General features: G+C 44.2%; 14 protein-coding genes. 11 read left to right on the top strand and 3 right to left on the bottom strand.

Annotation, left to right across the window (positions count from 1 at the left end; all coding sequences use genetic code 11):
- The first annotated feature begins 61 nt into the window (after positions 1-61).
- Together pta and lipL are read left to right on the top strand one after the other, a co-directional pair.
- Complete coding sequence (gene pta / locus PH210_RS16095; protein ID WP_289986908.1) at positions 62-1,033, top strand: phosphate acetyltransferase; 972 nt, start codon at positions 62-64, stop codon at positions 1,031-1,033.
- Positions 1,034-1,257: 224 nt separating this feature from the next.
- Entirely contained in the window at positions 1,258-2,088 is an 831-nt protein-coding gene (gene lipL / locus PH210_RS16090) for an octanoyl-[GcvH]:protein N-octanoyltransferase (protein ID WP_289986907.1), read from the top strand.
- Between the two features lie 59 nt (positions 2,089-2,147).
- On the opposite strand, the gene PH210_RS16085 is transcribed toward lipL, so the two are convergent.
- A complete protein-coding gene (locus PH210_RS16085) occupies positions 2,148-2,885 on the bottom strand; it encodes an RsfA family transcriptional regulator (RefSeq protein WP_289986905.1) in 738 nt (245 codons plus the stop codon).
- A gap of 253 nt (positions 2,886-3,138) precedes the next feature.
- On the opposite strand from PH210_RS16085, the gene PH210_RS16080 reads away from it, so the two are divergent.
- From PH210_RS16080 to PH210_RS16070, 3 genes are all read left to right on the top strand, one after another.
- A complete protein-coding gene (locus PH210_RS16080; RefSeq protein WP_289986904.1) occupies positions 3,139-3,360 on the top strand; it encodes a YuzB family protein in 222 nt (73 codons plus the stop codon).
- Between the two features lie 128 nt (positions 3,361-3,488).
- On the top strand, positions 3,489-4,787 hold the full coding sequence (locus PH210_RS16075) for an HD domain-containing protein (protein WP_289986903.1): 1,299 nt from the start codon (positions 3,489-3,491) through the stop codon (positions 4,785-4,787).
- Between the two features lie 47 nt (positions 4,788-4,834).
- Positions 4,835-5,338: a YwgA family protein gene (locus tag PH210_RS16070; protein ID WP_289986902.1), complete on the top strand. Its 504-nt coding sequence runs from the start codon at positions 4,835-4,837 to the stop codon at positions 5,336-5,338.
- A 144-nt stretch (positions 5,339-5,482) separates the two neighbouring features.
- Here the strand turns inward: PH210_RS16070 and thmT are convergent, their stop codons facing one another.
- Positions 5,483-5,668 (bottom strand): 2-hydroxymuconate tautomerase, encoded by a 186-nt coding sequence (gene thmT, locus PH210_RS16065; RefSeq protein ID WP_223594985.1) that lies wholly within the window; start codon positions 5,666-5,668, stop codon positions 5,483-5,485.
- A gap of 157 nt (positions 5,669-5,825) precedes the next feature.
- Between thmT and PH210_RS16060 the strand changes: the two genes are divergently transcribed.
- Together PH210_RS16060 and PH210_RS16055 are read left to right on the top strand one after the other, a co-directional pair.
- Positions 5,826-6,485, top strand: coding sequence for a site-2 protease family protein (locus PH210_RS16060; protein WP_289986900.1), 660 nt, complete (start codon positions 5,826-5,828; stop codon positions 6,483-6,485).
- 17 nt (positions 6,486-6,502) lie between these two features.
- Positions 6,503-7,012, top strand: a complete 510-nt coding sequence (locus PH210_RS16055; protein ID WP_289986899.1) for a YwhD family protein — start codon at positions 6,503-6,505, stop codon at positions 7,010-7,012.
- A gap of 125 nt (positions 7,013-7,137) precedes the next feature.
- Here the strand turns inward: PH210_RS16055 and PH210_RS16050 are convergent, their stop codons facing one another.
- Positions 7,138-9,207, bottom strand: a complete 2,070-nt coding sequence (locus tag PH210_RS16050; protein WP_289986898.1) for a transglycosylase domain-containing protein — start codon at positions 9,205-9,207, stop codon at positions 7,138-7,140.
- Positions 9,208-9,406: 199 nt separating this feature from the next.
- On the opposite strand from PH210_RS16050, the gene speE reads away from it, so the two are divergent.
- From speE to argS, 4 genes are all read left to right on the top strand, one after another.
- Complete coding sequence (gene speE, locus PH210_RS16045; RefSeq protein WP_289986896.1) at positions 9,407-10,234, top strand: spermidine synthase; 828 nt, start codon at positions 9,407-9,409, stop codon at positions 10,232-10,234.
- 27 nt (positions 10,235-10,261) lie between these two features.
- Entirely contained in the window at positions 10,262-11,134 is an 873-nt protein-coding gene (speB, locus tag PH210_RS16040) for an agmatinase (protein ID WP_289986895.1), read from the top strand.
- A gap of 352 nt (positions 11,135-11,486) precedes the next feature.
- On the top strand, positions 11,487-11,894 hold the full coding sequence (locus PH210_RS16035) for a YwiB family protein (RefSeq protein WP_289986893.1): 408 nt from the start codon (positions 11,487-11,489) through the stop codon (positions 11,892-11,894).
- Entirely contained in the window at positions 11,891-13,561 is a 1,671-nt protein-coding gene (gene argS, locus PH210_RS16030) for an arginine--tRNA ligase (RefSeq protein WP_289986892.1), read from the top strand. The genes PH210_RS16035 and argS overlap by 4 nt, the downstream gene beginning before the upstream one ends.
- Positions 13,562-13,768: the final 207 nt, after the last annotated feature.

The following is a 13,768-nucleotide window of genomic DNA, read 5'->3' as shown; positions in this document are numbered from 1 at the left end:
ATTGAAATTTATGCCAGGTAAAGTATGCTTGGTAGGTAGTTTTTTTAGGGAGGTTTGTTTTGTGAGTGATTTATTTGAAGGATTAAAGCAAAAAATTTCCGGACGTGATGTAAAAATTGTTTTTCCAGAAGGCTTGGATGAACGGGTTGTTCGTGCGGCAGGCCGTTTGGCGGAGGAAAAGCTGCTGACACCGATTTTGGTTGGCAACATTGAACAGGTGCAGGCAAAGGCAAGCGAGCTTGGTGTTTCCTTGGAGGCAGCGGAAATCTATGACCCTGCCAACTATGCGGGAATGGATGAGCTTGTCGCGGCATTTGTTGCGCGCCGTAATGGAAAAGCAACCGAAGAGGATGCTAGACGAATTTTGCTTGATGAAAACTATTTTGGCACGATGCTGGTGTATTTAAATAAAGCACACGGTTTGGTCAGTGGTGCGGCCCATTCCACAGCCGATACGGTCCGCCCGGCGCTGCAAATCATTAAGACAAAAGAGGGCGTGCGGAAAACTTCTGGTGTGTTCATCATGGTGCGCGGCGATGAGAAATATGTGTTTGCTGATTGCGCCATTAACATTGCGCCGGATAGCATGGATTTAGCGGAGATTGCAATCGAAAGCGCGAAGACGGCTGAGATGTTTGATCTTGAACCGCGGATTGCGATGCTTTCATTTTCAACGAAGGGTTCGGCGAAATCTCCTGAAACGGAAAAGGTTGTCGAGGCTGTTGCTGAGGCAAAACGTCGCGATGCATCGCTTGTGCTCGACGGGGAGTTTCAATTTGATGCCGCGTTTGTTCCATCTGTTGCTAAAAGCAAAGCGCCTGGTTCTGTGCTGCAAGGAGATGCTAACGTGTTTATATTCCCTAGCCTTGAAGCTGGAAACATCGGTTACAAAATTGCCCAGCGTTTAGGCGGATTTGAAGCAGTGGGCCCGATTTTACAAGGCTTGAATAAGCCGGTTAACGACCTGTCCCGCGGCTGTAATGAAGAAGATGTCTATAAGTTAGCGTTAATTACGGCGGCGCAGGGGTTATAAATGGTTTTTGGGGGAGCTAGTCCGAGGGTGGGCTGGCTCTTTTTTGAGGTTTGTCTATTTTTTGGGTAGTTTTTCTATTTTTTTGAGGGTTTTGTCTATTTTCAAGGGGGCATTGTCTATTTTTAAAGCCACTTTGTCTATTTAGACATTTATTGGAAGAAAACAGGACAAGAAGCTAGCTATTTGATAAAATTACCCTATCAAACATTCAAGGAGCTACTAAAATGGAAGGTTTACTGCGGCAGCCACAGTGGCGGGTTATTGACCAGTCTGTCATAGGCAGTCATTTTCACGCGTTACAGTCATTTGGAACCGATGATACACTTTGTGCATCGGTCGGAGCAGGTCAAGCGCCGGCTACTGCAAGGACATGGGTTCATCACAATACCATCGTTCTCGGCATTCAAGATACAAAACTGCCATTTTTACAAGAAGGCATTCAATATCTTCATAATCAGGGCTATCAGTCTATTGTAAGGAATTCCGGCGGGCTTGCCGTCGTTCTCGATGAGGGCGTCCTCAATATCTCGCTGATTTTCCCCGAGGCCGAGAAAGGGATTGATATCAATCGCGGCTATGAGGCAATGTGGCAGCTGATTCAACAAATGTTTGCCGATTTCCCCCAGCAGATTGAGGCAAGGGAAATAGTCGGATCTTATTGCCCGGGAAGTTATGACCTCAGTATAGGCGGGAAAAAATTCGCCGGCATTTCCCAGCGCCGCCTGAAAAAAGGTGTAGCCGTTCAGATTTATCTTTGTGTCAATGGAAGCGGCAGCAATCGCGCCGAACTGATTAGAGAGTTTTACGCGATTGCCAAACAAGCGGAAACGACCAAATTCACCTTTCCGGAGATTGTCCCTGACGTCATGGCCTCATTATCGGAGCTTTATCAAACTAATTTTTCCATCGCGGATGTTATGGTTCGGCTATTAAACCAGTTAAAGAAAAACAGCGATTTGCTCTATGCCGGCCAGCTCAATGAATTCGAACTCGAACTATTGCCCGGGTACTATCAAAGAGTCGTAGAGCGAAATGAACAAGTAAAAAAGCCGTAAACGATGGTTTACGGCTTTTTCTAATTGGATGCTGCCATCCAACCTCTTCTCCCCAAAAATTACTCAGCTACTTTCTCTAAATTGCCGTTTCGGTCCATCTTGAATTTAGTAGCGGGTCTTTCTTCTTCTTCAAATAAAACAAGCTTTCTGGCGCGGTTCATGATCTTCATTAAGGTCTCGTAATCTTCTTGAATCGTTTCGGTATTTTGCTCGAGATCCTCGATTTTTGCACGCATTTCCTCATTTTGCTTCCGCAGCTCAGACAATTCTCGCTTCAATCTTTCATTCTCACTTTTTAATGCTTCATTTTGCAGATTCGAATGATTGAAGTTTTGCAAGTAATCAATAACAGAATCCAGGCTGAGCCCTGTTGATTGAGGTCTGTAGGTTTGTGCTGCCGCTGGTTTTACATAGGTTTCAGCTGCCACTTCAGAAGTCATATCCGGCAATTCCCTAGAAGTTTCCACTGGCATTTCAATGGACATTGGCATTGCCTCAAACTCTTCTGTCGAAGTAGCCGGCGGGCTGTAAAGCAGTTTTTTCTTGCCGCCTTGGTCTTTTCCTAAAACTCTTGATCTTTGTTTGCGCTGTTTTTTGGCTAATTGCAAGGCTTTTTCATACGTATGGCGTACGACGGCATTCCATCTGAAGCCGCAGGCTGCCGAAGTCCGGTTCAGCTTGTCGCCTACTTCTTCAAAAGCGTTCAGCTGGGTGCTTCCCTCTCTTACATGCCTGAGGACAGTCTCGGCTAAAAGCAAATCATTCTCATCTGTCCATGCATCTTGACGAACTTTCATATGTTTCAACTCCTTATAGGTTTTCTCATTTTTAAAAAAGTTCTAGTCTTAGGATGGACAAGTTTTCTAGGCTTTATACCAAAATGGTTAAAAGGATAATAGATTTTTTTAAAAGTTTAATTAATTGATTGCAAAGAATTGTGCCTTGCAATGACTGCCAAGAAAATGTAAAATACCTAAGGAGTTTAATTACGTAACCATTAAGGATAAAATAATATATAGAAGTAGATTGACCGAGAAAGGGTTGTACCAAATGTCCAATGAATTTCGTGTTTGCGATGACTGCCAGGCCGTGAATTTAAAGACATTGATCCCTCGTTTGAAAGACATCGATCCGAATGCCGAAATCAAAATTGGCTGCCAGTCCTATTGCGGACCCGGCCGGAAAAAGACCTTTGCCTTCGTTAATAACCGCCCGGTTGCCGCATTAACGGAAGAGGAATTAATGGAGAAAGTAAATAAGAAGATTAAATAATCACCTTTAACCAGTGCGCTTGAAGGTGATTTTTCTTTTCGCTTTCTGTCGAAAAATACTGGGGAAAATTGTTGTTTTTTGGGATATAATAGAAAAAAGTAATTTTTCGAAAAGGAAGGGGGAAATCGATGTCATATTCCACGGAAAAACTTACAGAAGAAAAAGTATTTAAAGACCCAGTGCACCGATATGTCCATGTCCGCGACCGGGCGATTTGGGATCTGATTGGAACAAAGGAGTTTCAGCGGCTGCGACGGATTAAACAGCTGGGAACGACCTTTTTGACGTTTCATGGTGCAGAGCACAGCCGGTTCAATCATTCTCTCGGTGTCTATGAAATTGTTCGCCGCATCATCGATGATGTATTTGCCGGCAGACCGGAATGGAACGATGACGAACGTCTCCTGACGCTTTGTGCTGCCCTTCTTCATGACCTCGGACATGGTCCGTTTTCCCATTCCTTTGAAAAAGTGTTCGATTTTGATCACGAGGATTTTACCCGCGCAATTATTCTAGGGGATACCGAAGTTAATAAGGTGCTTGTTAGAGTAGGACCGGATTTTCCGGAAAAAGTAGCGGAAGTCATCGCCAAGACATCCGATAAAAAACTGGTCGTCAGCCTGATTTCGAGCCAGATTGATGCCGACCGCATGGATTATTTACAGCGCGATGCTTATTTTACCGGGGTCAGCTATGGCCAATTTGATATGGAACGGATTTTGCGCGTGATGAGGCCGCGCGAAGATCAGGTTGTCATTAAAAAGAGCGGTATGCATGCTGTTGAGGATTATATTATGAGCCGCTATCAGATGTACTGGCAGGTTTATTTTCATCCAGTGTCCCGCAGCGCCGAGGTACTCTTAACAAAAATCCTCCATCGCGCCAAGCAATTGTTTGAGGAAAATTATTCATTTAAATATGAGCCGATTCACTTTACCTCCATTTTTCATGAGCAAGTGACATTAGAAGACTATTTAAAATTAGATGAATCTGTTATTTTATATTATTTTCAAATTTGGCAGGAGGAAGCAGATCCGATATTAAGCGACCTTTGCCGTCGATTTGTTAACCGCAATCTGTTCAAGTTTGCGGAGTTTGACCCTGCCAAAGAATACAAAAAGCTCGCTGAACTAACGCGCCTATTTGAAAAAGCAGGGATTGACCCTGAGTATTACTTAGTTGTCGATTCGTCTTCGGATTTGCCTTACGATTTTTATCGTCCAGGTGAAGAGGAAGAACGGCTTCCGATTCATTTGCTGATGCCGAATGGGGAGTTGAAGGAGCTATCCAGAGAGTCTGAAATCGTGGATGCGATATCCGGGAAGAGAAGAACTGACCATAAGCTCTACTACCCGGCCGATTTCCTAAAGGATGACTCAGGTGATGTGAATATCAAAAAGCAAATTCGTGCCCTTTTAGAAATATAAGACTGTTTTGGTGTCTGACACCTAAATGGAGTAGGAGTTGACGAACGTTGTTAAAAGATCATGCTAAGCTGATGCAGGCGATCCTCGTTTCCGGTGAAATTGTCGGAAGAAAGAAGCTGCAGAAGATGATATATATTGCGAAAAAAGTTGATTTCCCTTTTCAGGAGCGGTTCCAATTTCATTTTTATGGGCCATATTCAGAGGAATTGACCACCCGTGTCGAAGAGCTTTGTAATATGGGTTTTCTGAATGAAGTAAGGGAGAAAAAAGGCGGCTATTTTCAATATCGGTATACATTGACCGATACGGGGAAAGAGTTTTTGAGCTTAAATGAAGTGGACATGCCGTTTTTGCAAGAGTGCCTTATCGATATGAACGACCAGAATGCTAGATTCCTTGAGCTGGTTTCGACGGTTTTATATTTTGATAATCTTCCAAAGGAAGAAGTCGCAAACAAGGTGTTCACCTTAAAAAGCAGCCAGCGCTACACCGAAGCAGAAATCGATGACGCATATCAATATATTGAGGCGTTGAAAGGGAAAATACAATAAAAGAAAACGCTTGGACCAACTTGACGTCCAAGCGTTTTCTTTTAGATATTAATGTCCGTCCCAGGGGGACAAATGTCCGCGGATGGTGCCTGACACCAAAGTTGTAACACCAAAGTTCATACCAAAGTTGACACCAACAACAATTTATTTGTCGCTGAAGCGGACGCCGCCGGTTGCGTAGTGGTTTTTGCTCATTTCTTCGATGAAGACGGTGATGTTTTCTTTTGGTGCGCCGGTTGTTTCGCTGACAGCGACGGTTACCTTTTCGACAAGCGCCCGCTTTTGGTCTTCAGTACGGCCTTCGAGCATTTTTACTGTAACATATGGCATTACGTTACCTCCTTTTCATCATAACTTATAGTAGTGTTCCACAAATATTGAAAAAGTGCAATAACAGTGGTTACTTTTGGTTTTCTTTTTCCAAGCGGTTTCATGTATACTTAAAGGAAATAGACAGAGAAACGGCATCAAAAGGAGGAGAGGCAGGATGGAAGGATTAGAAGGATTTCTTAGATATCCGCTAAGTATGATTCCCTATGTAGTGATTACCCTGGCGGTGGCCTTTACGGTCCATGAATTTGCTCATGCATTTGTGGCCTATAAATTCGGGGATCAAACGGCGAAAAACCAAGGGCGCCTCACGTTGAATCCGCTCAAGCATCTGGATCCAATCGGAACCCTTCTCATTTTTATTGCCGGCTTTGGCTGGGCCCGTCCTGTACCGGTGAATCGTTTTTTCTTTAAAAAGCCGCGTCTGGCAAGCATACTCGTCTCGGCGGCCGGCCCGCTTAGCAATTTGATTTTGGCGGTGATTGGCTTTATCGTCGGTTACGGGTTAAGCCGCTTTGGCATTTCGACATCGGAAGTCATTAATAATTTCATCAATATTTTTATCAACCTGAATATTGTCCTGTTTGTCTTTAACCTGCTTCCGTTCCCGCCGCTTGACGGCTACCGAATCATTGAAGACTTAGCGCCTAATGATGTCCGGGCTAAAATGACGCAATATGAACAGTACGGCTCACTGATTTTTCTAATACTAGTGATTACCCCGCTTGGCCGCTATACGATTCAGCCTATTATGAATAACCTAATCCCCTGGGTAACAGACGGATTAAGCCATTTCTTTTATACATTGTTTTTTTAGAGGAGGAAATCGCTTCAATGGAAGAGAATAAGAAAAAACTAGGCTTTAATATTATAAAAAAAGATCCATTAGACGGCCATAAAGGCTTTGGGAAGGGCGCGTTAACCCTTGATAATGTTTCACCTGTCATTATTGATGTCGAGGCTGGAGAGGCAGTGATTGATGTCGGTGCGATGCATGCCCGAAGTACCGTTGAAAAAGGAATCAAATTTTTGGCAAAAAAAGAGGAAGTGCCAAACGGCAAGCCATATTGGCTCGTCTGGGTCACGATTGACCGCAATGAAGAGGGGCCCTATTATGCCGGCGTGACCGCTTGTTATATGACAGTAGACCGGGAAATACGCCGCGGCTACAAGTCTCTGCCTGAGCATGTGAACCGCATGGATAAGTCCTTGAAACGCCATATCATTGTAGAAGATATGGATCCAAAATCAAAAAAGGTATTAGCGGACTTTCTCCTCGCCCATAATGAGGTATTGTGGAATAATTCATCTGAAGAACTGAAAAAAGGTCTTTCGGCAGAATAGGATAATTTTTACTTGTAGTTTTTTAGAAAAATGGGTAGTATTATAAACAGTGTGTAAGCACTGTAAAACTAGGACAGGAAAAGCTCCGGAGTGATCCGGAGCTTTTCTCATTATCCTAGTAAAATTTAATTATCCCACGGCATAATCTTCTTGTACCACGGTGTTTTCTTCGTTTTCTTCTTGGCTGCCGAGCTTTCATCGGCATGTTTTAAATGCTCGGTACAATATTCCTTTGGTTCTGTTCCTTCAACAAAGTAGGTGAAGCGGCGGACAGGACAATCATCTGTTGCCAGCTTGCCATTCTCTGGGTCGACATATACACCGATAACGCCGTCCTTCGGCGGCTTAAAGGCTTTTACAGGCTTGCCTGATAAGGCTTCCTCCATAAAATTTGCCCATATATTTTTCGCGTACGTTTTCTCAGCGGTAAGCTCGAGCGGCTTGCCGACATCATAGCCCGCCCAAACAGCTGTAACAAGCTGCGGTGAGAAACCAATCATCCAGCTGTCGGTCTCTGTTGATCCCGATTTTCCTGCATAAGGACGGGTAAGGTCTTTTATAACGGTGCTGCCGGTTACCTTGGCATAGCCATTAAGCTTCGAATCGAAGATGCCTGTCATCATTTGCGTCATGACGAACGCCTTCGCTGGGTCTAATACCTTTTCGGAATGACTTTCTCTTTCAAAAATAACATTTCCATTATAATCTTCTACTCTTGTAATTAAGATCGGCTGGACTTTTTTGCCGCCATTTGCAAACATGCTATAGGCATTGGCCATTTCAATCACGCGCACACCAGAGGTTCCTAAGGCCAGCGATGGCACCTGGTTCATTTTCGTGGAAAGGCCAAATTTCCGGGCGGTTTCAATTAAAGTTCCTTCTCCTAAAAATAAGTGTGTTTTAACGGCAAAAATATTATCGGAAACAGCCAGCGCCTGTGCTAGCGTGATTTCGCCATCCGCGTATTTGTTGTTAAAATTATGCGGTGTATAATCAGGTGTTCCATCATCAAAATGGAAGGTCGTAAACTCACTTCTCATCGTTGAGGATGGCGTAAAGCCATTTTCAAGGGCAGCGTAATAGAGCAGCGGCTTAATCGTTGAGCCTGGCTGTCTGATTGCTTGAACAGCACGATTGAAGGGACTCTTTTCATAATCCCTGCCGCCAACCATCGCTTTGACGTAGCCGTTTTTCGGGTCCATCGCCACAAGGCCGACCTGAATTTCCGAGGTGTTGGGCACATAGTTGTTGACCTGACTTTCGGCTGCTTTCTGATCCTTAAGATTTAGTGTCGTAAAGACCTTTAAGCCGCCAAGGGCAATCGTACGTTCATTTAAATGAAGCTGGTTCTTTAATGCATTTTTGACAGCATCCTGAAAATAAGGCGCCACCTTCACTTTTTGCGTATTGTGCACGCCCACTAAGGCAAGCGGCATTGCAGCGGCTTCCTGTGCTGCTTTTTTTGTGATGTAATGATTTTTTACCATACTGTCTAAAATGATCGCTTGGCGGTTTTTTGCATTTTTCATAGAAGCGAGCGGTGAGTAATAGCCTGGCCCCTTTGGAATGCCAGCGAGCATGCTGGCTTCAGCAAGGGTTAAATTGGCTGCCTTTTTGCCAAAATAATATTGGCTGGCCGCTTCGACACCATAAGCCCCGTTGCCGTAATAAATCGTATTTAAATAGCCTTCGAGAATATCCTTTTTTGAATAGTTCATTTCAAGGCGGATCGTATAGAACGCCTCAAGCATTTTCCGCTTCCACGTTTTGTCGTGCTCAAGAAAAAGGTTGCGGGCATATTGCTGAGTGATCGTGCTTGCACCCTGCACCTTGGCAAACGCTTGAACATCAGCAACCACGGCACCAGCAATCCGTTTAATATCAAACCCATGATGCTCGTAAAAATTTTTATCCTCAATCGATACAGTCGCATTCACGAGGTCTGGTGAAATATCCTTCATGCCAACCCAGTAGCGCTTTTGACCGCTGTTACTCTCGCCGATTAGCGTGCCATTATCGGCGAAAAATAACGTCGATTGCGGAACAGCCAGCGGCGGAGCTCCCAAGATTTTGGCATAGCCAAGGATGCCGAGGAAGAGAATGAGCATACAAATCATGCCGATCAAACTGATGAAGATGAGAGCACGCAAATATTTAATTGTTTTTCGAAACCCGTGATTAGTCATGATTTCCATTTCGTTCACTCCCTTTCCATTTTTTGAAAAATTAGATAGTAATAGTATTGAAAAAAGAGAGTCTTTTTAAACACTTTCTACCGAAAAATGAAAAATTTTCTTTAAAATTGCTAGACTTTTTTTTCTGGTTGTATTTCAATAGGTTGGGTAGTATAAAAATTAAAGGCAATTGTATGAAAATGAATGGAGGAAGATGAAGATGGCCATTTGGTTCACAGAGAAGCAAACTGAAAACTTCGGAATCACCATGAAAGTTAATAAAACCTTACATACAGAGCAAACAGAATTCCAAAAGTTAGATATGATTGAAACAGAAGAATGGGGCAACATGCTTTTGCTCGATGACATGGTCATGACGTCTGTGAAGGATGAATTCGTTTACCATGAAATGGTGGCGCATATTCCTCTGTTCACGCATCCAAACCCTGAGAACGTTTTAGTTGTCGGCGGCGGTGACGGCGGCGTAATCCGTGAGGTCTTAAAGCACCCAAGCGTGAAGAAAGCGACGCTTGTTGATATTGATGGAAAAGTGATTGAGTATTCTAAGAAGTTTCTTCCAGAAATTGCTGGCATGTTAGAGGATCCGCGTGTGGACGTGCGTGTGGACGATGGCTTTATGCATATCGCTAAAAGCGAAAACGAGTATGACGTTATTATGGTTGACTCAACAGAGCCGGTAGGGCCAGCGGTTAATCTATTTACAAAAGGCTTCTACGCTGGAATTTCTAAAGCATTAAAAGAAGACGGTATTTTCGTGGCACAGTCGGACAATCCATGGTTCAAAGCCGATTTAATCCGCAACGTGCAGCGCGACGTTCGCGAAATCTTCCCAATCACACGTTTGTATGTTGCCAATATCCCAACATACCCAAGCGGTTTGTGGGCATTTACCATTGGTTCGAAGAAATACGATCCATTAGAAGTGAGCGAGGACCGTTTCCACGAAATCGAAACGAAATACTATACAAAAGAACTTCACAAAGCCGCGTTCGTGCTGCCTAAGTTTGTTGGGGATTTAGTGAAGTAAATTATATAAAAAGTGAGGAATTTATTAATGCGTTTTGACGAGGCTTATTCAGGCAATGTGTTTATTAAAAGCCATCCAAGTTATGAGGAGAGCCAGGTTGTATTGTACGGGATGCCGATGGATTGGACGGTGAGCTACCGTCCGGGTTCACGTTTTGGCCCGGCACGTATCCGCGAGGTGTCAATTGGTTTAGAGGAGTACAGTGCCTATCTTGACCGCGAGCTTGAAGAGGTTAAATATTTCGATGCCGGTGATATTCCGCTTCCATTTGGAAATCCACAGCGAAGCATTGATATGATTGAAGAATATGTGGATCAGCTTTTGGCTGCGGGTAAGTTCCCGCTTGGCATGGGCGGAGAACATTTAGTATCTTGGCCTGTTATGAAAGCTGTTTATAAGAAATACCCAGATTTAGCCATTATTCATTTTGATGCGCATACCGATTTGCGTGAGCATTATGAAGGCGAGCCATTGTCACATTCGACGCCGATTCGCAAGATTGCGGAACATATCGGGCCGCAAAATGTTTATTCATTCGGAATTCGCTCCGGAATGAAGGAAGAGTTTGAGTGGGCGAAGGAAAATGGCATGCATATTTCCAAATTTGAAGTGTTGGAGCCGCTAAAAGAAATCCTGCCGACTCTTGCCGGACGTCCGGTTTATGTGACGATTGATATCGATGTCCTAGATCCAGCGCATGCGCCTGGAACAGGTACGGTCGATTGCGGGGGCATCACTTCAAAAGAACTGCTCGCTTCCATTCATGAGATTGCTCGATCAGAAGTCAAGGTTGTCGGAGGTGACCTTGTAGAGGTTGCGCCAATTTACGACCCGTCCGAGCAAACTGCCAATACTGCGAGCAAACTAATCCGCGAAATGATCCTTGGCTGGGTGAAATGATTTTTTTCTATTGAAATAATAGTTTAGTGGTGCCTGTCCCATAGGGGCGGGCATCTTTTGATTTGTATAGTTTCAATGTTTATAATAGGTTAGTATGCGGAAAAAGTGCGCGGTCAATGATGTAGACTAGAATAATGAAAAAGAGCTTTACAAAGTTCCTTTTATAAAGGCTCTTTTCGTAAACTTTGTTACTTTTGGAACTTAATAAGGTTCATTTACAAAGTTCCAGGGCAATTTTCGCAAAAGTTCTTTCGAAAAGATGCCACGACGCTTCTTGTTATACGGGTTGATAAACCTATACGAAAAACAACATTTATGCGAAAATAGCCTTTACAAAAAGGAGTGTAATTGGTTGGATAACGCAGAAATTCCTATGAAGATTAAGGTGAAAACGACGATTGACCGGAAGGAGAGCTTTGAGCTCCAAGTTTTTGGCCAATACTTTAAAAAAGGAGAGGCAACCTTTTTAAAGTATGAGGAAGTGCAGGAAGAAGGCACGGTAAGGACAATTGTCAAGGTGTCTGGCAATGAGGCACTGATATTGCGGGGCGGTGCGGTGAAGATGCGGCTTCCATTTGAGCTAAATCGAACACTAAGGGGCAGCTATGAAATGCCGTTTGGCACGTTTGAAACGTTGACGCTGGCGAAACGGATTGAGCACACCGAGGAACGGATAGACATCCTTTACGATTTTGCAATGCATGGCGAGCATGCCGGTACATATCATTTAGAAATAACATTTCAGGAGGAGCGGAAATGAATATAGTTGAACAGGTACAAAGTAAGCTTAAGGAAGAGATACGCGCAGCGGTGCTGAAGGCAGGGCTTGCAGCTGAGGAACAGATTCCCGATGTGATTCTGGAAACTCCGAAAGAGAAGACGCACGGGGATTACTCGACAAATATGGCGATGCAGCTTGCAAGGGTTGCAAAAAAGGCACCGCGAATGATTGCGGAAAGCTTAATTGAAAATTTCGACCGCTCAAAGGCTTCGATTGAAAAAATTGAATTGGCGGGCCCGGGCTTTATTAATTTTTATATGAATAATGCTTATTTAACAGACTTGATTCCAACGGTACTCGAAGCTGGTGATAAGTACGGCGAAACAACGGTTGGCGGAAATCAAAAAATCCAGGTCGAGTTTGTTTCTGCAAATCCGACTGGTGACCTGCACCTAGGACATGCCCGCGGTGCGGCGGTTGGCGATTCGCTGTGCAATATTTTGGACATGGCCGGCTATGATGTTTCCCGCGAATATTATATTAATGATGCCGGCAACCAGATCAACAATCTGGCATTATCGGTGGAGGCGCGTTATTTCCAGGCGCTTGGAATGGATAAAGAAATGCCGGAAGACGGTTATCATGGGGCCGACATTATCGGCATTGGCAAGCGTTTGGCTGAGGAATTCGGCGACAAATATGTTGGCGTTCCTGATGAGGAGCGTTTTGAGTTTTTCCGCGAGTATGGCCTGAAGTATGAAATGGCGAAGTTGAAGCGTGATTTAGAGGACTTCCGCGTTGGTTTTGATGTGTGGTACTCAGAAACCTCACTTTATAAAAACGGCAAAATCGACCATGCGCTCGAGGCATTGCGGGCGAGCGGCTATATCTATGAGCAGGACGGCGCAACCTGGCTGCGTTCGACAGACTTAGGCGATGATAAAGACCGCGTGTTGATTAAGCAGGATGGTTCTTATACGTACTTGACACCGGATATTGCATATCACAAGGACAAGCTGGAGCGCGGCTTTGAAAAATTGATTAACATTTGGGGTGCGGACCACCATGGCTATATTCCTCGGATGAAAGCGGCAATTCAGGCACTTGGGTATGACCGCGAGGCGTTAGAGGTAGAGATCATTCAACTTGTTCACTTGTATAAAAATGGCGAGAAGATGAAGATGAGCAAACGGACAGGAAAAGCCGTCACAATGCGCGATTTGGTTGATGAGGTCGGCCTCGATGCGACGCGTTACTTCTTTGCGATGCGCAGCTCGGATACGCATTTAGATTTTGATTTAGATTTGGCGGTATCGCAATCGAACGAAAATCCGGTTTATTATGCGCAATATGCCCACGCGCGGATTTGCAGCATTCTGCGTGCCGGTGAAGAGCAGGGCATTAAAGTAGATACTAGTGCGGACTTTTCATTGGTGGGGTCTGAAAAGGAAATCGATCTGTTGAAAAAGCTGGGCGAGTTCCCCGCTGCAGTAGGGGAAGCCGCTTTGAAGCGTGTGCCGCACCGCATCACGAACTATATTTTTGAATTAGCTTCCGCCTTCCACAGCTTTTATAATGCTGACAAGGTACTGGATTTTGAGCAGCCGGAACGCAGTAAGGCGCGCCTCGCGCTTGTGAAGGCCGTAAATATTACGTTAAAAAATGCATTGGCGTTGATCGGGGTTTCGGCTCCGGAAAAGATGTAATAAGGTTTAGAGGCTCCCTTTTTAAATAAAGGGGGGCTTTTTTTTTGAAGTGGCCGATAAAAACGGAAAACCGGCTGATAAAAAGGATAAAGCGACCGATAAATACAATAAACCCTTTTAGGACCCCTTAATCCGTTGGACACGAAAATGCTTAATTATTACACTAGTAACAAGCAAAATATCGTGAAAGGGGGTCTTTAAATGCCT

The organism is Paenibacillus sp. BSR1-1, assembly GCF_030403775.1.
GTDB lineage: Bacteria > Bacillota > Bacilli > Bacillales > Cytobacillaceae > Neobacillus.
The sequence above is the reverse complement of the archived record's forward strand: the minus strand, read 5'-3'. Positions and strand labels throughout refer to the sequence as shown.